At 45.4% G+C, this 20,147-nt stretch carries 20 protein-coding genes; 1 reads left to right on the top strand and 19 read right to left on the bottom strand.

Going from position 1 to position 20,147, the window contains the following annotated elements:
* Positions 1–2: 2 nt before the first annotated feature.
* The 13 genes from VC28_RS03800 to VC28_RS03740 form a co-directional block, all read right to left on the bottom strand.
* A complete protein-coding gene (locus VC28_RS03800; protein ID WP_049629482.1) occupies positions 3–545 on the bottom strand; it encodes a hypothetical protein in 543 nt (180 codons plus the stop codon).
* Positions 546–596: 51 nt separating this feature from the next.
* Complete coding sequence (locus tag VC28_RS03795) at positions 597–1,448, bottom strand: IS3 family transposase (RefSeq protein ID WP_231591876.1); 852 nt, start codon at positions 1,446–1,448, stop codon at positions 597–599.
* An 11-nt stretch (positions 1,449–1,459) separates the two neighbouring features.
* The gene (locus VC28_RS03790) at positions 1,460–1,768 is read right to left on the bottom strand and encodes a transposase (RefSeq protein WP_049629480.1); all 309 of its coding nucleotides are present in this window, start codon (positions 1,766–1,768) and stop codon (positions 1,460–1,462) included.
* A gap of 576 nt (positions 1,769–2,344) precedes the next feature.
* Positions 2,345–2,839 carry a DUF6438 domain-containing protein gene (locus VC28_RS03785; RefSeq protein WP_049629479.1) on the bottom strand — a complete coding sequence of 165 codons (495 nt, stop codon included), beginning with the start codon at positions 2,837–2,839 and terminating at the stop codon, positions 2,345–2,347.
* Between the two features lie 262 nt (positions 2,840–3,101).
* Positions 3,102–3,584, bottom strand: coding sequence for a hypothetical protein (locus tag VC28_RS03780; protein WP_049629478.1), 483 nt, complete (start codon positions 3,582–3,584; stop codon positions 3,102–3,104).
* A 42-nt stretch (positions 3,585–3,626) separates the two neighbouring features.
* On the bottom strand, positions 3,627–4,178 hold the full coding sequence (locus VC28_RS03775) for a hypothetical protein (protein ID WP_049629477.1): 552 nt from the start codon (positions 4,176–4,178) through the stop codon (positions 3,627–3,629).
* An 85-nt stretch (positions 4,179–4,263) separates the two neighbouring features.
* Positions 4,264–4,983: a UbiA family prenyltransferase gene (locus VC28_RS03770; protein WP_049629476.1), complete on the bottom strand. Its 720-nt coding sequence runs from the start codon at positions 4,981–4,983 to the stop codon at positions 4,264–4,266.
* A 20-nt stretch (positions 4,984–5,003) separates the two neighbouring features.
* Entirely contained in the window at positions 5,004–6,383 is a 1,380-nt protein-coding gene (locus VC28_RS03765; protein WP_231591636.1) for an alkaline phosphatase family protein, read from the bottom strand.
* 8 nt (positions 6,384–6,391) lie between these two features.
* The gene (eboE, locus tag VC28_RS03760) at positions 6,392–7,495 is read right to left on the bottom strand and encodes a metabolite traffic protein EboE (RefSeq protein ID WP_049629475.1); all 1,104 of its coding nucleotides are present in this window, start codon (positions 7,493–7,495) and stop codon (positions 6,392–6,394) included.
* A complete protein-coding gene (locus VC28_RS03755; protein WP_049629474.1) occupies positions 7,483–8,658 on the bottom strand; it encodes a 3-dehydroquinate synthase in 1,176 nt (391 codons plus the stop codon). The genes eboE and VC28_RS03755 overlap by 13 nt, the downstream gene beginning before the upstream one ends.
* 19 nt (positions 8,659–8,677) lie before the next feature.
* Positions 8,678–9,574 carry a TatD family hydrolase gene (locus tag VC28_RS03750; protein WP_049629473.1) on the bottom strand — a complete coding sequence of 299 codons (897 nt, stop codon included), beginning with the start codon at positions 9,572–9,574 and terminating at the stop codon, positions 8,678–8,680.
* A 53-nt stretch (positions 9,575–9,627) separates the two neighbouring features.
* On the bottom strand, positions 9,628–10,299 hold the full coding sequence (locus tag VC28_RS03745) for an EboA domain-containing protein (RefSeq protein ID WP_049629472.1): 672 nt from the start codon (positions 10,297–10,299) through the stop codon (positions 9,628–9,630).
* Positions 10,300–10,786: 487 nt separating this feature from the next.
* Entirely contained in the window at positions 10,787–12,184 is a 1,398-nt protein-coding gene (locus VC28_RS03740) for a glycoside hydrolase family 5 protein (protein WP_231591635.1), read from the bottom strand.
* A 358-nt stretch (positions 12,185–12,542) separates the two neighbouring features.
* Here VC28_RS03740 and VC28_RS03735 point away from each other — a divergent pair, with 358 nt between their 5' ends.
* Entirely contained in the window at positions 12,543–14,813 is a 2,271-nt protein-coding gene (locus VC28_RS03735) for a TonB-dependent siderophore receptor (RefSeq protein ID WP_231591634.1), read from the top strand.
* Positions 14,814–15,012: 199 nt separating this feature from the next.
* Here the strand turns inward: VC28_RS03735 and VC28_RS19480 are convergent, their stop codons facing one another.
* From VC28_RS19480 to VC28_RS03705, 6 genes are all read right to left on the bottom strand, one after another.
* Complete coding sequence (locus VC28_RS19480) at positions 15,013–15,429, bottom strand: GFA family protein (RefSeq protein WP_082191395.1); 417 nt, start codon at positions 15,427–15,429, stop codon at positions 15,013–15,015.
* A gap of 41 nt (positions 15,430–15,470) precedes the next feature.
* The gene (locus tag VC28_RS03725) at positions 15,471–16,013 is read right to left on the bottom strand and encodes a YdeI/OmpD-associated family protein (RefSeq protein WP_049629470.1); all 543 of its coding nucleotides are present in this window, start codon (positions 16,011–16,013) and stop codon (positions 15,471–15,473) included.
* Positions 16,014–16,247: 234 nt separating this feature from the next.
* Positions 16,248–17,483 (bottom strand): tetratricopeptide repeat protein, encoded by a 1,236-nt coding sequence (locus VC28_RS03720; RefSeq protein WP_049629469.1) that lies wholly within the window; start codon positions 17,481–17,483, stop codon positions 16,248–16,250.
* Between the two features lie 212 nt (positions 17,484–17,695).
* The gene (locus tag VC28_RS03715) at positions 17,696–17,989 is read right to left on the bottom strand and encodes a hypothetical protein (protein ID WP_156184277.1); all 294 of its coding nucleotides are present in this window, start codon (positions 17,987–17,989) and stop codon (positions 17,696–17,698) included.
* A 118-nt stretch (positions 17,990–18,107) separates the two neighbouring features.
* Complete coding sequence (locus VC28_RS03710; RefSeq protein ID WP_049629467.1) at positions 18,108–18,326, bottom strand: hypothetical protein; 219 nt, start codon at positions 18,324–18,326, stop codon at positions 18,108–18,110.
* Positions 18,327–18,581: 255 nt separating this feature from the next.
* A complete protein-coding gene (locus tag VC28_RS03705) occupies positions 18,582–19,778 on the bottom strand; it encodes a HEPN domain-containing protein (protein WP_049629466.1) in 1,197 nt (398 codons plus the stop codon).
* Positions 19,779–20,147 lie beyond the last annotated feature (369 nt).

Genomic DNA, 20,147 nt, shown 5'->3' with positions numbered 1-20,147 from the left:
GTTTATTTGCTTTTATATTCGTTTTCAGCGGCAGCGTATTCTTTAGATTTTAATATTATTGGCATATAACGAATTTTCCTCTTCTTTTCCAGGCTAATTTCATACTTTCCTAGATAGCCACGTGCGCCGCAATAGTACTGCGTACAGGTAGATTCATTTTTTTCATTTAGGTCAGAAATTTTAATGCTGCTAGAACCAACATTTATATTTAAAACGCATTTATGTTTAGGTTCCTCACCAAACTCACGCTCATATATGAAAGAGTTATTCTTATAATTTGCGATTCCGTAAACACTACAAAAATGCCCATTTCCAAACTTTAATTCAGCCCGAAAATAGATAGAACTCGGTGAGTAACTAACTATTTCTAGTATGTCTTCTGTTTCATATTTTTCCCCTGACACAAACTGACCAGTAAACCTAGCTTTATATACACCCTCTATACTTTTTATAAGCTCCGAAGAGCTCTTATGCTCCTGAGAAAATGTTTCTTGTGAAATTACTAATAGCAGAACGCACGTCCATAGATTTTTCAGAATACTCATGATGTTTCCTTAATTTTTACTGGTCTTACCCATAAAAAGTAGACACCCTAACTATGCAGCCAAGGCTGTCATTCGTTCAAACTCTGCTGGCGCAACATAACCAATACTGGAATGCCTGCGTAAGCGGTTATAAAAAATTTCGATGTACTCAAAGATACTCGATCTGGCATCCTCAATCGAGTGGAATTTCTGGGTGTAAAGCAACTCAACCTTCAAGCGACTAAAGAAAGATTCCATCGGCGCATTGTCCCAACAGTTCCCTTTGCGGCTCATGCTCGGAATGGCATCATGGCTCCGCATAAAATCAATATATTTTTGAGCACGATACTGAACGCCCCGATCAGAATGGATAATAAGCCCTGGTTTAATATCACGGCGTTCAAACGCCATGCGTAATGCATCCGTAATGAGCGTCTCCGTCATGCTGGTATCCAGCGTCCAACCGACAATGCTGCGCGAGTACAAATCCATAACCGCTGCCAGATAGAGCCACTGCTTTTCAATCCAGATATACGTAATATCTGTTGTCCATTTTTCATTGGGTTTGCTCGCCACAAATCGACGCCAGAGCAAGTTATCCGACACGTTGTGCATTGTTAGCGCGTGACTTCCATAATTAAAGGCTTTACCGTTGTGTGCCTTTAAACCTTGTAATTTCAGTACATTAGCAACAAAGTTAACTGAGCAAGGTTGACCGATTGCATACAACTCTTTGGCGATTCGTGGCGCACCATAGCGAGCCTTGTAAGTTGCATAGGTATCAATTATTTGTTGTACACGACATTCCCGCTTCTGGTGTCGAGGACTTTTTTCCCGATCAACCCAACGATAATAGCCGCTGCGAGAAACTGACAGCACACGACACATCAGCAATACCGGAAATGCTTCCAGATGTTCACGAATTAACGCGTACTTTACTCGTGCTGGTTCGCAAAGTACGCAGCTGCCTTTTTTAAAAAAGCCAGCTCTTTTTCCAGCTCCGCACTTCTCCGCTTAAGTTGGCGCAGCTCATCACTTTCATTTTTTGAATAATCAACACCCGCAACCGTATTAAATTGTTTTTCAGAAAGACGGGTAAACTGGCGTCGCCAGTTATAGATTTGTTGCGCACTGATCCCTAAATCACGTGCAACCGATGCGGTGGTATTGCCTTCTTTTTCAGCGCGCTTAACCGCTTCTCGACGGAATTCTTCGGTGTAAGCCTGTGTCTTTTTACGTGCCATAATGAGCACCTCCATATAGGGTTTTCTAACTATACAGGGTGTCTACTGTTCGTGGGTAACTCGGACCTCTAACGTTGTATTAAACGGCAGAATTTAAGGCGTGCTTTTGTGGAAACTTTTTGCGCAGCAAAACCACAAAAGCGCGACTTAAATTCTGTCTGGTGGAGCGCAGCGTAACGAATTTGAATACTTTGTTATAACACTACGCTCAAGTGGTAAAAATTACTGCGGACTAAAATACTTCAGGCCGCACAAACTTCACTAACGAATTGTAGAACCATGCTGCAATTTACTTTAAAGCGCCGGTTGCCAAGTGCAGAAAGCGCCTATTCGAACTATTCCAGAGATTCTAGCGGAACTACGTTTCTACCAAAATTCGCTTAGTGACTTAATTACTACAGCGCGCTTACTTTCCGAAACCACCAACCAAAAAGGCCGCTCTTTATAACGCCGTGCTCAACGGCAGTTTGTAAGTTGTGGTTTTGTGGAATACTTTTGCGCAGCAAAACCACAAAGCCGCGACTTACAAACTGTCCAGCGCACGTAGTGCGCGAGTTGCAGCACTTTGTTAGGGTTCTATTCAGCTTTTTCCTTTACCCATTTTGAAGTACCAATAACTTGGTCGATATAATTTGCAAGATTTATAACTTCATAAACCTGCTTGGAATCACAGCCAAGGTAAACTGAAACAGCCTTTATTCTATTTTGTATTGAGCTTTCAATAAGTACATAGCTAGAATCAGTTGCAGACATAAAGCAGCCCCAACTTCCAGAATCAAGATTTGATTTCATTTTAAAAAAGTTTGCTTTAGTTAGCTCTGCTTTAATTAGATCAATACTTTCCTTTGGCAGACTTGCTGTTTGAAAGCCTTTTGCTGAAACGTATTCATAGCCTTCATACTCAACCGCACCACTAGCCTTAACAATTACAGTGTACACAGGGCAACGGCCATAACAAGCTGTACGTTTTAGCTTAACGACCGTTTCACTGTCAATTGTGGGAGTTGTTGATGCACAAGAAAAAAGTAACAGCGATACTGCCGTTAAAACTAATTTTTTATAGAAATCCATTTTTTACCCTAACAATGTAATTAGATGGAAATTTTCCGTCTTTTGCACCGGAATTTTTCCGTCTAAGTTTTGATGGTTAATTGATAACACGCCCTCCAATTCCTTGGCAACACTGGTTTTCAGCCATTTCTGCTTATGGGCGAAAGGCGGAAAGTTTGTGGTTTAACTAAACTTTGCTGGAGTTGATTAAATCGCAAGTATCCACTTATAAATTCGCGACTAACCCAATTTACGCTGGGCAATTGCCGCACTTCAAATTGACTCAGCCTTTACAAAAGGCGGAGTTTTCATCCCACCCTGCTTTCCAAGGTAATGCCTTCAGATTTACCGGTACGGGCGATTTTGGGTCGCTAGTATCGTGAAGTTTCCATTTGCAACTAAAAAAATCTTCTGCGGTTTCAAATGTATAAGTCTTTCCATTCTCAGGACTAAACCTTAGGTTCATCAGGCAATACTGTCTCTCAGCCGAGGATGCCCCCATATCTGTGAGGTAATATTGGAACGTTAGCTCGCCATCAGCGGCGACCTTATAGACAGCTTCCGTACCTGGCAAAATAACATCCGTGCTCTTGCGCTCCTTGCAATCTGTTGATGAAGCATAAAACGCAATGCCAAGATTTTTCATGCTGTTATTTTGAAAAGTAATTGTCGCGATCTTACCCGCGACTGGTTCAGTATATTTTATTTGTTTTAGCGCGCAGCCAGAGCTGAATATTATTGCCAAAACTAAAAACGTATATCGCATTTACCGCTCCAAAAAGTTTATGAAAGACCACACTACACTCTTTTATTTATCTTTTTTATCCGCCACAAAAACCCAACCTTTCGCTTTTACGCATTCCAATGTTTTGGCTTCCAGATCGTTAATGCCTTTTATGTTTGACAGTATTTGTTTGTCATCGAAGATGGTTTTTTTGTATTGATTGTAATTAGTGTGTTGCATTGGAGTGCCGGTACTGACGGAGGTGGCGGCCATTGCGCCTGCATGGGCACCTGAGCCTGAGCCACTTCTGACAGCGAATATCGCCGCTAATACTTCTTTTATGTAGTCGTCTGAAAATTGGGTGAGTTGTTTGGGGTCTTTAACTTCGCGGGTGCCAAAGAGAAACGATTGCTCGTTAAAACTCTGTGTTTGGCATTGGTCGTAGTCGGTTACGTACGCTTTATCGGTGGTTTTTATTTTGCCGTGGGATGTGTGCTCTACCTCGCCAACAAAAGGCGATATTTTCATGTTGTCGAAATAGGCATCAATTTGGGCTTGTGGGGCTTGGTAAGGTGCGGTTGCACAGCCAATCATGAGTGCGCAGAGTGCAGAGGTTGCTACTAATTTTTTAGACATGGTTTTTCCGTATCGCAGGTTTAGGTTTTGCGAGAATAAGCGATACGGAGGTAAATGTGAATGACATCACATTACGTGTTTGGGACTAGTCACCCTGCACGTAGCGCTGGCCAAAGCGCGTCAGCACCGCTAGGGCGATGCCGGCCAGTAACCACTGGGGTGCAACCACTATTGCGAGCAGTATGCCGTCCAGCACGGCCATGCCTGCAATCATGCGCGGAATAACTGGCCCGGTGTAGGGTTTGCCGCGCATGTGTTCATAGCGCGCAACAAAGGTTAGCGACAGGGTGTATACAAACTGCAACACAGCGGCAATAAGAACCCACTGCAACCACTCGCCTGTAAGTGCCATGAGCACCACTACAAATACCAGTGCCCGTGCGAGCCCCATGACTAAAATACTGGCGGCGGTTTTTTTATGAAACACATCATAAATTACGATGGTTGCAAACAGTGCGATTGCAGCACACAGACCTGCAAGCGCAAAGGGTGTGAGCGCGACAATAACAAAGCCTGTTAAAAATAATGCAAACGCAATCACCACCGCTGTTTTTACGCTGACGCTGCCAGTCACAAGCGGGCGATAGGGTTGATGTTGTTTGTCCCACTGATAATCACACAGGTCATTGAGCACCATGCCGCCGCAATAAAATGCGGACAGCGAAAGTGCCAGCACCGGAAACCAAAACCACTGCACCGCATTCGGAACAGCGTGATCAATTAACACCATGGCTGTGAGCACATTCATCCACACCGTGGGCAAGTTGCTAATGCGGCACAATGCGAGCAGTGGTTTTATTTTCATTTGTTATTCCAATCCAAACATTAATCAAACAGATGGCGCAGCATTAAATCGCACACATCAGTTGCGGCAATGGGTTCAGGCGGGACCAGGCGCGCCTCGGTAGACATAAAAATCGGCGTAGAGTCTGCGCCGGATAATGCCAAACCATGCGAACCTTTTACTTGCTCCGGCTGCATGGAAATGACATCCATTAAATAGCGGAAGCCCAATTTTTTGCGCAGCACCTTACCCGCCATGCGCAGCATCGGAAAACGCAATGTAGGATTAAAAAATAATTCGCAAGGGTCGTAACCGGGTTTGCGATGAATTTCTACTGTGGGCGCAAAATCCGGCGCTTTGTTGTCGTCCAACCAATAATAATAAGTGAACCAGGCATTGGCCTCGGCCAACAAAATAAGCTCGCCCGAACGTTCATGATCTAACCCCAGCTCGCGTTTTCCTTCTGCATCCAACACTCGCGCAATACCCGGTTGCTGCTCAAACAATTGTTTAACCATGGGAATTAATTCAGCATCTTGAATATACACATGGGCGATCTGATGGTCGGCCACGGCAAAGGCTTTACTGGTGGCGGTTTCCAAATACTCGCGTCCCAAATCGGTTTTTACCGCGAGTAAATTCGCCTCGCGCAAAATACGATTGGGGTGCACCGGTGTGTCCACCGCGCCAATACCGTATTCCGATAACACAATTACCCGGCAATCGCGCGCAGTAAAAAAATCGAGCAGCTTGCCTACTAGCGCATCCACTTCTTGCAAGTCTTTTTTGATATCGCCTTGCGGGCCAACTTTTTGTAAGCAGTAATCCAAATGCGGCAAATACACCAATTGCAAACCGGGGGATTTTTTCAGCTCCACTTTTATCGCCGCATCGGCAATCCAGGCGCTGGATTTAATGGACGTTGCTGGCCCCCAAAATTGGAACAACGGAAATGACCCAAGCTCTTGCGATAATTCTTCGCGCCATTCCAGCGGATAGGTATAACAATCCGGCAATTTACTGCCATCGGCGCAATACAGCGGACGCGGCGTTAATGTGTAGTCTGCACCGGTGGCCATGGCATACCACCAGAAGGTATTGGCGCAGGTGAATGACGAATTTTTTGCGCGTGCCATATCCCAAATTTTGGGTGCTTGAATTAAGCGGTTGCTCTGCCGCCACAACCAGACTTCATTGAGGTCGCGAAAATACCAACCGTTGGCGACTATGCCATGCTCTGCCGGTGTTTTTCCGGTGAGGTAAGTGGCTTGTACGGCGCAGGTAACAGCGGGCACCATGGGTTTTATATCCACACTGTTGCCCAGCAGCTTTTGTAAGTTGGGTGTGTGCTCGCCAATTAAATTGCGCGTGAGCCCCACTACATTAATTACAAGGGTTCTTTGTATAGGGGTTAGTTGCATAAACACTCTTAATTATTTTGTTCAAGCAGATTTTTAACCCACTGCAATTCGCGCGCAATGGATACATCCAGCGGGAAATCCCGCAGGTGGGCGGGCAGATTTTTGAAACTGTAGGTTTCCACTTCCAGTGGAATAGAAGCATCCAATAGTGGTAAAAAATCAGTCAGGAAAAATTGCGTGGTGGTGCACTGCGCGAGGTTTTCGATAAAAATCGGCACATGAAAATGCACGCGGCACTCGCTGTAAACTTCGCCATTATCGAGTGCAGTTTGAAGCTCGGGTAAATCGCTGAAACGATGCAAACCCTGCGCGTGTTTGGCAACCGCCTGATGCAAATACACCGGCTCATTAAATTGCAACAACTGCTGTATTTGCTCGCCCTGCGCACGCAAGGCACTGGAGACTTGTACTTTGGCAATGGTGATATTGGCGGCGCGCAGCCGCGCGAGCACATCCGCAGCATCTTCAAACTCTACCGCTTGGTGACAACAGTCAAAACAAATTCCAATGTAATTTTTTAATTCTGCGGGAAAATCCATACGCTCAAAAAAGTCGATGGTTTCGGCAGTGGTTTCCAATACACAACAGGGTTCTGGTTCAAGCGCAAGCTGAATCAAAACACCACTGCGTTCATGTAGCGCATGCAAATGCCTGAGCACAGCAATGATATTTGCACGCACCACTGGCCAATCGGATTCCGCAAAACCCTGTTTATAAGCAACCGGAACAGTGGAGATGGATAGTTGTTTTGCACGTGTAGTTAACGCCACCGCGAGATCCGCCAAGCGTTGGGTATAAACCACCCGCTCCTGCGTGCGCCAATCGGGCTCATACACTGCTTCTTTAACCGGCTGATCGTGAAAAGTGCCGTAGGGAAAGCCATTAATGGTGAGCAAGTAGCAATTGTGTTTTTCGCACCAAGCGCGGAATTCCGCGATTTTTTTATCATCCAGTTCAACACTGGCTTGCTGGGCGATACGCAGCCCCAGCGGGAACGCAGCATTGGGTGAAACTTGTTGTTTTACACTCAAGCCGTGGGATTCAAGATTATCCAACACATGCTGCCAGGATTCGCCGGGGTGGATATTGCTGCAATAAGTTAATTGGCGCATGTCAATGGTTCACGGTTAACTGAAACAGGGAAATCGGCCAGCAATGTATCAATGCTGCGCTGCATCGCTTCAAGATCAATATGATTAAATTGCGCCGCCTGCCCTTCGCCAGTTAATAAGGTGATGCACAGTTCACCGCCCAAATGCTCGCGGAAATCCTGCAGTGCTTTGTGAATATCCAAACGCGTTAACGCACTGTGACTCAGGTTAAAACCCAAATCGCGCAGTGTTGCCACTATTTTTTCCAACAGCCCTTGCGTTATGAAACCCATGTTAGCGGAATAAAATGAATCCAACGCGATGCCAATCGCCACAGCTTCGCCATGACGTAAATCGTGATGGGAGAGCTCCTCCAAGCGATGCGCTGACCAATGGCCAAAATCGAGTGGTCGCGCGCTGCCGTACTCAAAAGGGTCGCCGCTGGTGGCGATATGGTGCAAGTGCAATTCGGCGCAGCGACGAATCATATAGGCTACCGCCTGCTCATCAAATTCAGCGAGCAAGTGGCGATTCTGGTGCAGCCAATTAAAAAATTTTGCGTCTTTAATCAGCGCGACTTTGACTGCCTCGGCAATACCGGCGCGCTGATCACGTTTGGGCAGGGTTTGTAAAAAAGCAAAATCATTAATCACTGCAAACGGTGGCACAAAGGTGCCTAAATAATTTTTGCGCCCTAAAAAATTCACCGCATTTTTTACACCGATGCCCGCATCGTTTTGCCCCAACACCGTTGTGGGCATACGGATTAAACGAATACCGCGATGTGCTGTCGCCGCCGCATAGCCCATGGCATCAATCACTGAACCGCCGCCGATGACCAGCACAAAACTGTGGCGATCAATTTTGTAATCCTGCGTCAGGCGATAGAACTCCTCCACTTCTTGCGGATCGCTTTTGCAAATCTCACCACTGCGAACGATTAATGGCGGCAGAATTAAATGAATGGTATCGCTATGGCAGCGAGCGTATTCCGTTAAGTCATCAATTAATTGCGGGTGATTTTTCAGTACATCGGCATCGATAACCGGAAATACTTTGTGCTCGCGATCACCAGCGCGCTGCAAAATTTCACACAGCACCGGGTTTTCTACCGCAAAAGTATGCCGGGTAAAACTCACCGGAAATTCGTAGCTGACGCTGAAGCGTTGGATAATGTGCGACATCTTTTTTTACTACGTTTTTTTAGTTGGGAACAGGTTCATCAACACGCGGCTTTTGTCCGCGCAATACCGAGTTATCACTGTAGGACTGGCGCTGATCAATCACCGGCGTTTGCATTAACGCATCCACATCAATTTGCCCGGACTGGGCGTAGGCGCTAATCGCATTAGTCCAGGTGGTGAGTTCAACAGCGGCGGGATCAATGCCCCGCTCCAACATCAGTTGTGCAGTTTTGGGAACCGAGAGCGGATCGCTCACACCCCAGTCGGCAGAGCTGTCTACAATAATTCGCTCCGGGCCATATTCGCGCACAATTTCCACCATACGCGCGGAACCCATTTTGGTATTGGGGTAAATAGTAAACGCAGCCCAGGCACCGTAATCCAATACATCGCGCACGGTTTCTTCATTGTTATGATCGATAATTAATTTATGCATGGGCACACCCATTTCGCGCGCGACATCCATGGAGCGCAGTACACCGCGTTTTTTATCGCGATGCGGTGAATGCACCATCACCAGCATGTCGTAATCCACCGCCATTTTTAATTGCGCTTGATAGGCATATTCTTCGGCGGGTGTCATTTCGTCGTAACCAATTTCACCAATCGCAACCACACCTTCTTTTAAAATAAATTGCGGCAAAATTTCCAACACTTCGCGCGCGAGGCCTTCGTTGTTGGCCTCTTTGGAATTCAGCCCCATGGCACAGTAATGGGCGATACCAAACTGCGAGGCGCGAAAGCGCTCCCAGCCAATTAAGCTTGCGTAGTAATCAATAAACGAACCGACATTGGTGCGCGGTTGCCCCAACCAGAACGCTGGTTCAATCACCGCGCGAATACCGGCGGCGGCCATGGCTTGGTAATCGTCTGTTGTGCGGCTGCACATATGAATGTGTGGATCAAAAAATCTCATAATAAAAATTCCGGTAATTGTCTGCCGCACTGACAGAGAAAATGGTGAGGTAATCAACCGATTAATAACCGCACATCGGCGGGAATATCGCGCCCGGCGCTGCAGCGCTCATCGACATAGTCATTGACCATCGTGATTAATTCCGCGGTGGTACGCAGATTAAATCCATAAATATGTTGCAGCGGCTCGCCAATAAATAAGGCTTTAAGCAGCATTTGATTCCAGGCGAGATCATCGAAATATAAAAACGGATATGGTGAATCGCAAGCGACAGCCGCAAACACTGAACGCATATTGGTACGGCAACCCTCAGCGGCGCGCCAGATATGTTGTTGCGGCTCGGGCAATAAACACAGCGCGCGGTAATAAGCGCAGGACTCGCCTTCATCGGCAAAGCGAAACCATTGATTAAAACGCTGGGCAAACGCTGGCTCAGCCAGATCTGCGCGCGCCAATATAAAACTGACACGCACTGTATCCAGCAGGCTCCAGGCCTTGGGGCTCCATCCGGAAATTAAGGCGGCCGCCTGTTCAAGCTCTGCGCTTGTGGGGTTGAGCATCTGGCGCGGCACATGTCGGCTCGCCAGGGCAACCAGCTGGGTAAATCGATCGTCCGTAACGCCAGTGGCAATTTGATCCTGCGTGCGCTGTATAAATTCCTGGGCAGTTGCATTCACACGCCCAGCCAACATGCTATTCAAAAACGCCAGATATGGACTGATCATAATTTCGCAAATAACAGCCTATTTTGAGTTACTGACTATTCATATCGAATAGCATTAACTCAAAATGCTTCAAGAAAAAAATTGATATAGAAAGATATTAAATAGAGACATCAAATAAAGACATTAAATAGAGAGGCGCTGACTAAAAACAGACAGCCGCTAAATCGATAGTCATTAACCAAATGGTGGCAAACATTAACAGTTTCGCGCCAAATTTTGATAGGGCAAAAAGTGCAAATTTTTTAAATGTAGTGTTATTTAACAACACGAATCATTACTTATTTTTACAGTAAAAACCTTGAAGCCAGTTTTGAAACTAGCCCTGAAACCAGCCTTAATAACCTGAAATCAGCCTGAATAAAAAGACCGGTGGTTGGTTGCCACCGGAGCTATTTGGTTAGATTAATGACACTTTTTTCGATTTAAATTGCGCTGTGTTTTTATGATTGAAAAAATAATACTCTTTTTAGGATGAAGCCTATAAAGATCAATTGATTTTTCCAACGCCACGCAAGAGAGCATCCATTACTTGTTGGTCACCTACTGCCGGAGTTCGGCGGTCAAACAACCAACCTGGACTAGCTCCAATTTCCCATATAAACGGAAGCATTCCATTTTCCAGCGCTTTTTGGGTGACATATTGATGAAAATAAGCGCGCGATGCGCGATGCAGGGTGAGATCGTCACCCGTGAGTTGAGAACGATAAATCGCTGTAAACTCGCCTAAAACGACGGGGATTCCGCGATCCGCAAACTTTGCTTTCATCGAGGCAAACTGCGCATCCACATAATCTTCTTCACCCCAGGTTGCGTTGCGCTCTGGATCGGTCGTTGAGTGATAATCCCTGCCCCAGTAATAAGCCATTTTTCCCCAAGACTCGTCTTTATCCATAATCGTAAAATTAAATGGATAGAAATGAACTTCCACCATTTGGCGACCAGTGACAGTGTCGGACGGCAGGTTATTCCACTCAGTGGCCGCTTTATCGATGTTTGTTTTGGGTGCTTGTATCACGAGTACGCGATAGGCATTTTTCCCACCGGTTGCACGGACAGCATCTACAAAGGTTTGGTGGTATCTATCAAGGTCAGCAATATCTTGTGCGGTTTCAGCATCCGGCTCGTTGGCGCTGGCAAACATCACACGCTCGTCAAAGTCACGCAATGTTGTGGCTATTTGTTCCCAGTAGGCTTTTTGCTTGGCATCAACTTTCGCTCTTAATTCGTCGGTTACAGGGCCTTTGTTTTCTCTGGCCAAGGGCTCGGAAAATTGCCGCTCCAACCAACCGCCATCCCAATGGATATTGACGATGACATAAAGGCCGTTATCGACTGACCACTGCACGACTTGTTTTACGCGAGCGAGCCAAGCGGCACTGATTTCGGCAGTTTGCTGATTGGCGTACTGATCCCAGGAGACGGGTATACGCACTGCGTCCACGCCACTGTCTTTCATTAATTTTATGTACGCCTCAGACACCATTGGATTGCCCCAACAGGTTTCCGAGGCCGGCGCGCAACCATAAGCCTCCATGGTGTTGCCGATGTTCACGCCCAATTTAAATTTGCTGGCCAACTCGGTCGCATTGCTTTCCATGCCAGTCATATCAGGTGCGATGGGATTGGTGTTGTAGCTTGGATAAAGCGAGGCACCGCTTGGGGAGCTGGCTGAACTGGAGGACGTTGCAGGGCTGGATGAAGAACTCTCAAGGCTGGAAGCCGCCACACTCGATTGCCCGGATACCGACCCCACCAATGATGAGGCAGTATTCGAACCACCACCCGAGCCGCCCCCGGAGCTGCCGCAGGCAGAAAGCAATGAGATGATGCACGATACTATTAATGCACCCATTACTTTTACTGCACCCATTATTTTTATTTTCATGATGGAGATCCCAATAGGTTATTAACTACAGTTACGGTTGAACCAAGCGTATTGAAATCGCGGATAGCATTGATAACGTTTTTCAGAAAAAGGCTGCCAAAAAACGAAAAGTAGAAGTTTTTTTAAATCTTGTGGTAGTCACTCAGCATCAGAATTGAACATTCCTGCACGAAAAATCTACACACCTCTTTCATTCATATCTCACTCATGCCGGAGGACTTGAACAGGCCCAGACCCGGATCAAGAAGTTCGTACTTTTCCTTGACGGAAGAAATTTAAGCCGTTTAAAATTCAAATGATATTAATTATCATTTGCACTCGCACTTAAATTTCAACTTAGACAGGTAGCCCCACCCCAATGAACGTCTCCAGCACCATGAACCGCTCTTTCTTGCTTTCAAACAACCTGAACCTCCAATCCAATCATTTACCCAAGCGCTACAAAACAGCCGCCATGCTCGCATTGGCGCTGGGCGCATCGCACTGCGCGATAGCCGCAGAACTTCACACCCAGAACCAGACTCAGACCCAGGCCGAGAAGACCCAGACCGCATCATCCACGCTGCTGCTGGCCGCCGCCACAAGGGATAAAAATGTAGAAGAAGTACAGGTTGACGGTGTGGCACGCAAAAATGAAAACACCACGCGCTTGCCCTTCACCCCGCGCGAATTACCCCAGTCGATCAGCGAAATTTCGCAGGAAATGATTGAACTGACCTCCATGACCGACATCAATGATGTGTTGATGAATGTGACGGGTGTCAACGTGACCCTCTACGACTCCCAGCGCCCGCTCTACTTCTCGCGCGGATTCCAGATCACTGATTTTCAGGTGGATGGCATTCCCACCTATAGCGGTTCCACCAATCAGGAGTACGACACGGCACTCTACGAGCGTGTTGAAGTGATTCGCGGCGCTAACGGCTTGTTGTCTGGGGTTGGATCACCCTCTGCAACCGTAAACCTGGTACGCAAACGCCCCGGCAAAACATTGGATGCGTCTGTTTCAGCAAGCGCGGGCTCATGGAATCGCCAACGCGGCGTGGTGGATGTCTCTACCCCGCTATCGCCTGAAGGCAAAGTGCGCAGCCGGTTTGTGGTGGCCTATCAGGATTCCGATAGCTTCCGCGACCGCTACCGTGAAGACAAAACCGCCATGCTGGGTGTGATCGAAGGTGATATAGGCGAAAACACCACGCTCGCGGTGGGTTATCAAAATCAGGACAACAATCCTGAAGGGACTATTTGGGGCACTATCCCCTTGTTTGCATCCGACGGCACTCACGCCAAATTGCCCGTATCCACCAGCTTTGCACCCGAGTGGACACAATGGCAGCGCGAATCCAGCACCTTGTTTGCCGATCTGGAACACAACTTCAATGAGAACTGGAAACTGCGCCTTGCCGCCAATCGCACAGAAGGTGATGTATTCAGCCTGCGCGTTTATGCCCTGGGCTTTCCCGACCGCGAAACCGGTACTGGTGTGAGGCTGCTAGCCGGTGTAGGTGCCGGTGAAGACACGCGCGATAGCATCGATTTCACCCTGACCGGGGATTACATGTGGTTCGGGCGCGAACACACCCTGATTGTGGGCGGCAATAGTTACGAGTTGGAATCCTATACCCCCGGTTTTACCTCGGTTGCCGCCTGGAGTTATCAGGTGCCCGATGCCTGGAATTATGATGGCAAAGCGCCAAAACCCACCTATTCCCGCACAGGTTCATTCCGTATCGCCACCACGGAACAAACCGGTGTTTACGCCGCGAACCGCTTTAGCCTGACCGATTCACTCTCGGCCATTGTGGGTGCGCGCGTGACCTCGTGGGAGACAGGCACCGACAACTACAACACCAGCGGCACCTACGTAAATACCACCGGCACTTTCAAGGTGGATAACGAGCTAACTCCCTACGCAGGCGTGGTATATGACCTGAGCTCGCAGTATTCGCTGTATGCCAGTTATACCGATATTTTTAACCCGCAAAACTACAAGGATAAAGACAACAACCTGCTGGAACCGGTGCTCGGCAGCAATGCAGAGCTGGGCATTAAAGGCGAATTTTTTGATGGGAAACTGTCCGCCTCCACGGCCGTGTTTAAAACCAAACAAGACCACTACGCCGTACGCGATATGACCCAACCGGAAAACTCCCTGCCAGATGGCAGCTCAGCCTACGTGGGCGTTAATGGCACGGAAAGCGAAGGAGTAGAAGTCAGCCTGAGCGGAAGTATTACCAGCCAATGGGTGATCAACGCGGGCTATACCTATGTCGATACCAAACGCCATACCAATGACCGCATCTGGACAAATCTGCCCGAGCACTCAGTGCAATTGTCCACCCACTACGACTTCTCCGGCGCGCTCGCTCCCTTGGTATTGGGCGGCGGCATTAACTGGCAGAGTAAAACCATCGGCTACGGCGTAACCCACCCAACGCGAACCGACGCAACCTTCACGCAAGATGCATATCTACTAACCAACCTCTACGCAACCTGGCATTTCAACGACTCCTGGACAGCATCACTGAGCGCAACCAACGTGTTCGATGAAATTTATTGGGCCAATATCGATTACGCCAACTACGGCGAACCAAGAAATGTGTCGCTTACGTTGAAGTGGAAACTGTGATGCAGTAAAGCGCTTCAATCCTCATCAACACAAGAACCATTTCAAATAAAAAACGGGCAGAAATTTTAAAAATTTCTGCCCGTTTTCTTTTCGCAAAAAAATAGTTTTGCGCTGATCGACTAAACCTACAGCCAAGAGCTGGTCACTAGTGATAGCACAACAACTTCTTTGGTTTCTTGTCTCGATAGGTGCCTGGTCTTTATAGATGTCTTGTCTCTGCAGGGCAGGATTCATAATCATCATTGCGCCCGTCTTGATACTGAACAGGAGCGGCGGCGATATCCTGTTCTGCATCATCCAGACAACTAAGATAAACAGCGTGAAACTCTCCACCAAAGTCTTCCAACCAACCTCTGGAGAATGGCCTGACCCCGCAACGCTTGCAAAAGAAATGATGAAGTATGGGGGATGACTCTATTGGAGATGTCCACTGGTAGTCCGACAAACTTTCAGCGCCTTGCAACAAACGGAAAGCCCCACCTTTGGCAAAGGCTTTCCAAAATCGCGTTTTACTGCAGAAAGAACAATTACAACGGCTTGTACCCGCTGACAAATCAAGATCGCATTCAAACTGGACTGAACCACAGTGGCAACTACCCTTATATGTTTTCAGCATTTTCAAATTTTCTCTAAGTTGAATTACACAATGCGACCAAACTACTCATTCCACGATCGCGCCAGAAACCTTCCTTTACCACCTGATAAAACATGTATTGCCAGCTGCGTATTGCGGGTTTGCGCCTCCGTTGATTTCAATCGATCAAGATAGCGCAGTATTTCCTTTTGAAGACTCGGAATGAGTTGATCCCAACCTTGCTGGGCAAGTTGGTTTTGCTCCAACGCTTCACTAAACCAAGCAGGCATTGAATGAGCAGGCCCCGGTTTATAATTTGCGTCAAATTGCAGCTTTATTTCCACAAGGCTACCAACCTGTGTGCTGGAGGCTTTGAGCACTTCACCGCTCAAATACAAATAAAAACTCCCATCGCCAGCAGGCATCATATTAATACGCCACGGCGGCTCTGGTTTACTGTTTACTTGCACCAACACTGGCAGCGGCTTGCGCCAGTTTTCTTTTAATTGTGTAGCGACTTCAGCGCTAACCAGCACATAAGGATTGATTCCGCGCTTTTTTATTGTGGAGGTCAATAAAATACTGGGGATGGTGCAACCCGTGAGATCACTAGTGTCCGGTTTCAATGGATTCAACCTCTCGTAACGGATGCTTATGTTTGACACGATTCACAAATAAAGACCTCAATAGCACCCTAAAAATCTTCGGGGTTTTTCCAAGCTTCGTAATGGAGCTGACAAGCGGCGGTGAACGCTTCCGCCTCGCCGGATGAGAAAGCATTAGTGATCTTAGGATTGTAATAACAAAAAAATAGATGAATTTGATTAGCTTTCCTTAGCCTTAACGAGATGTGTTGTGCTTCATACACGCCATTTTTCGATCAATGACTTGTACAGCTCGTGTCGAGTTTTATCGTATGTGTGGATGTTTGTATCGCGCCGTGCTTCCAAGGCTTCTGCATCGGAAAGATATTTGATGGCGGCAGCATCATTCCCGAGGGATTTATAAACGAGCCCCACTGCGTAATATGAGAACGGCTCATCTGGTTTTGCCGCAATCGCGGCCAATCCGGCATCTAGTGCTTGTTGGAGTTCAGTAGAGGATGAATTTGCTTTGCTCGCCGCCTCGGCATATCCCGCACCAACAAACCATGAGACAGTACCGGCATTAATCTCTGCTTTGTATAAAGCAAGATACATCTCTTTTGCTTCACTAAAATTTTCCATTTCAACCAGAACTGCAGCCAAATCCTCCTTGAATCGAACTTGATTGGGATATTTTCTAATCAACTGTTTGTACGTTGCGGACGCAACATCATACTTTTTCCACTCCCAGTAAAGCGTCGCTTTAGCTACATCGGATAATCGCTGCGTTCTTTCATCAGTTGCGACATTAGCCATTTGCTGGGAAATGGTGGCTGCTTTTTGAAATTTTTCATCCGCTATTTTCGGGTACTCATCGGCTAGAAATGCTGCGTATCTGCGCAAACAATTAAAATACCCATTTAATACTTCCCAATTTTGCCCCTGAGCAACCAACGCTCTTTCATAAAGAGTCTCAGCTTCCTCATAATTCTGAAGTTCTCTTTGCGCATACCCGGCACTAACCATTATTTCAACATTAGAAGGATCAAGTTTTAATGCAGGCCCATATGACTCAATCGCTTCTAGCCAAAATTTACGGCTTTTCGAAATATCCCCATTTAGAACAAACAAATCTTTTATAGGAAAGTATTCTTCCAATTCATCAGATCGAAAAAGATCGTTAACCAATGTATATGCTTCAGTTAGTTTTCCAGCGCTGTAGAGCTGCTTGGCCTCAGCAAGTTTTTCATCGAACACATTCTTCCTTGCATTAAACTCCGTTGCTACTATTTCCTTGCGTACAGCATTAGCGTCAAACTTTATAATTCCACTAAATAATCCCACACCGATAGCAACAAGCTCAATGATTAATACTCGAAAAAGAGTTTTTTGCTGCGATTGATCGGCAAAGCGGACTTTCCCTATGAGCGACAGCGCAGTAATTACGGCAGTAAACACGATTACAGCAGTAAATGTGTAAGCGATCGTTAGTTGAATAATCGAGATATTCACTTATAACCTCCTTGGGAATCATAACGATCCCATATCAAAATATTTCAAAAGAAACTCTTATCTATAGAGAAATATTGGTTAAGCTTTATAGACTCATATCCTCACAAACATTTTTACATATAACTGCATCTACACATTAACAACATCGGCTTTCGGCCAGAAGCAGACATACGAAGAATTGAGCGGCATATTAATCTTGCTATGCAAATCAACTACGACATGGTCGCTGCGCTGGCGGTTTTCTCAATCTCACCGATGCAACGAATCAACTCTTTGCCCTTTGTTGTAACGAACCACTTTCCAGACACGTCATCTATCAGGCCTAAATCTGTTAAATAGACATGGTGAAAAGATTTTGGATCGCGAGATATACCCAAGGTGTATGCCGAAGCTAAAGCTTTTAGCAATAACTTAGTGATAGAGGAATGCTGAGAATACAGCTCACTCAATACCATTAAGTCTGGGGCTGTAAGCTTTGAAAACAATCTAGCAATCTCTGGATGCACACTCCCTTCAGTTAGCTCTCTTGCTGTTACATTCGCCCAAAGCGACCTCATAAAATCATCGCTTTGGCTGTCTACGTTTTCTAAAACGATATAAATAATTTGTGGTTTAACTACAACATTATTGAAGTTGGATATCTTTGCATTGGATATTTTTTCTGAAGCTTCTTCTAAAGTTTTTTTGGCGATTATTTTTTTGAATTTCGTTTAAGGTTGAAAATTTATGCTCTATCAATTTTCCAACACCAACTGTAGTTGCTGTAACTGGATAAAGCAGCTTGTTAATCAAATCAACAGTTGCACACCAAACCTCTTTGGGGACTTCCTTTAGAAACTCCATTTAAACTCCAATAATTTTGTAATTAATTGATTGTAATCCTGCCGACTGAAAACAGGATACTGCCCGCTTTGGGAAAACTGAATCAGTCCGGATACATCGAACTTCGAATCTGGTCAATTACATTGAATAACGACCAGAATTGATCAACCACATAGAAATTATCAGCAATGTATTCATTGTAAATACGATTGCGTTTTGTTAATCGTATTTACATGCTACGTGCTTTTCTCACCACAACCACTACTTATATGCGCTCTAATTTTCATATCTACTATGAACCAACTCTAATTCAATAATCAGTTCTTCAAGCATTGTTTGCGCATGCATGACTTCAATGGGGTTTATATCAAACTCATTGTGTACAAGCTTATTTCTAATCCTTCTAGCCATATCCATGATGTGAGCTTGCTTTTCATTAATAACACCATGTGACCGCAGAGTGTGAATCTTCATTATTATTGGTTGACGGCGAGAATAATCAGATACGGGAACATATGCTTCGATCATCTTATCTAGCAAACTCTCCAACCTATGAATTCTTGCCATAAACTTCGAGAACTCTATATCATAGGTGCTTAAAACACTTTCAAATACAGCGTCCTTCTCGTCTTCCGATACAGCGATGCTATCCAAGGAAGATATAGCTTTCTCCAGAAATGGGCTTAATTCTGAGACTAGTTTTTTTACATCCTCTAACGAATTCTTAGTAAAGTCCTTGTTATGTGCAACTTTACATCTAAGATCATAGAGTAAATCCCAGCGTTTTTTCAGGTATTCTGCATCACAATCAACTATAGGTTTAAAATATTTATCCCAATTTGATTCAGGGATTAATGCTTTTATCTCATCAATATTTAGTTCCGAAAGGTCTTTCGCAGATTTAAACTTATTTATCAAATTTTCTTTATGGCTTGGGTAATTTTCACTAAAAAGGAAATTCTTAAGCTGAATAAAGTCAACGTTATATAGATAATTAGCATCCTTATTATTCATATTCACAGACTGTTGAACGTCTGTAGGCAAGCGGTCTTTTATCCATCCAAGCCCAATATTTGTTAGCATGAACTTAGTGATTACCTGCCTCATAAGATTTTCAATATTGAATATCAGCGGATACGCCTGAGAGCAATAGTACAGACTTAGATCATCCCAAACCACATAAGTAGATTTGGTGATTAAAGATAGTGATCTTCTTATTGATCTTAAAAGAGAAGAAAACCATTCAAGATCATCTTCATCATTACAACGCAACATCAAATTAAAATAGATGTGCGCTTTGTCATCTTTCTTTCCAAGTTTAACAACCAATTCTGCAGCTTTCTTATCAAAAGAAACCTTGTTTCTATCAATAGAAATATCCGAGTCTGCCTGCAGTAAATTTTTTAGTGCGGAAACAGTTTTACATTGCGTTTTATCCGCATCAAATAGCACTAAATATTCTACTTTATACAACTCGACCTCCTATTTTTTATTATATGCATAATAGTTTGTGTGTCTCCCCAACCATATAAACCGAAGAATTTCAGAAAAGAAAATCTTTTATGCCGAAATATAACCACAAAAAATGATGTTTTTTGCTATTTCAATCGATTACAAATTAACAGTATAGTTGACATCCAGTATTTTAAATAAGGCTATGCAACGCTGGCAAACCTAATTAATTACATATTTAATCTCGGGCAACCTGATCTTTAAATCAAGCAGATTCAATTATGGGAAATTGAACATAACTCTCACAGATAAAGTCTTTCTAGTTCATTTGGCTAACCGTCCGCTTTGGGCACACTGCAGTCCTTCACTCTGTTGGGATTCGCAAGCTCA

The organism is Cellvibrio sp. pealriver (genome assembly GCF_001183545.1).
GTDB lineage: Bacteria > Pseudomonadota > Gammaproteobacteria > Pseudomonadales > Cellvibrionaceae > Cellvibrio.
Note: the sequence above shows the minus strand (reverse complement) of the source record. Positions and strands in the feature narration are given on the sequence as shown.

What these genes read in the sequence shown, in the direction of transcription:
- VC28_RS03785 (WP_049629479.1), bottom strand. Translation starts at nt 2,839, where the DNA reads ATGGATTTCTATAAAAAATTAGTTTTAACGGCAGTATCGCTGTTACTT.
- VC28_RS03780 (WP_049629478.1), bottom strand. Translation starts at nt 3,584, where the DNA reads ATGCGATATACGTTTTTAGTTTTGGCAATAATATTCAGCTCTGGCTGC.
- VC28_RS03745 (WP_049629472.1), bottom strand. Translation starts at nt 10,299, where the DNA reads ATGATCAGTCCATATCTGGCGTTTTTGAATAGCATGTTGGCTGGGCGT.
- VC28_RS03710 (WP_049629467.1), bottom strand. Translation starts at nt 18,326, where the DNA reads ATGGAGTTTCTAAAGGAAGTCCCCAAAGAGGTTTGGTGTGCAACTGTT.
- VC28_RS03790 (WP_049629480.1), bottom strand. Translation starts at nt 1,768, where the DNA reads ATGGCACGTAAAAAGACACAGGCTTACACCGAAGAATTCCGTCGAGAA.
- VC28_RS19480 (WP_082191395.1), bottom strand. Translation starts at nt 15,429, where the DNA reads ATGCTGAAAACATATAAGGGTAGTTGCCACTGTGGTTCAGTCCAGTTT.
- VC28_RS03775 (WP_049629477.1), bottom strand. Translation starts at nt 4,178, where the DNA reads ATGTCTAAAAAATTAGTAGCAACCTCTGCACTCTGCGCACTCATGATT.
- VC28_RS03770 (WP_049629476.1), bottom strand. Translation starts at nt 4,983, where the DNA reads ATGAAAATAAAACCACTGCTCGCATTGTGCCGCATTAGCAACTTGCCC.
- VC28_RS03750 (WP_049629473.1), bottom strand. Translation starts at nt 9,574, where the DNA reads ATGAGATTTTTTGATCCACACATTCATATGTGCAGCCGCACAACAGAC.
- VC28_RS03755 (WP_049629474.1), bottom strand. Translation starts at nt 8,658, where the DNA reads ATGTCGCACATTATCCAACGCTTCAGCGTCAGCTACGAATTTCCGGTG.
- VC28_RS03735 (WP_231591634.1), top strand. Translation starts at nt 12,543, where the DNA reads ATGAACGTCTCCAGCACCATGAACCGCTCTTTCTTGCTTTCAAACAAC.
- VC28_RS03740 (WP_231591635.1), bottom strand. Translation starts at nt 12,184, where the DNA reads ATGAAAATAAAAATAATGGGTGCAGTAAAAGTAATGGGTGCATTAATA.
- VC28_RS03800 (WP_049629482.1), bottom strand. Translation starts at nt 545, where the DNA reads ATGAGTATTCTGAAAAATCTATGGACGTGCGTTCTGCTATTAGTAATT.
- VC28_RS03765 (WP_231591636.1), bottom strand. Translation starts at nt 6,383, where the DNA reads ATGCAACTAACCCCTATACAAAGAACCCTTGTAATTAATGTAGTGGGG.
- eboE (WP_049629475.1), bottom strand. Translation starts at nt 7,495, where the DNA reads ATGCGCCAATTAACTTATTGCAGCAATATCCACCCCGGCGAATCCTGG.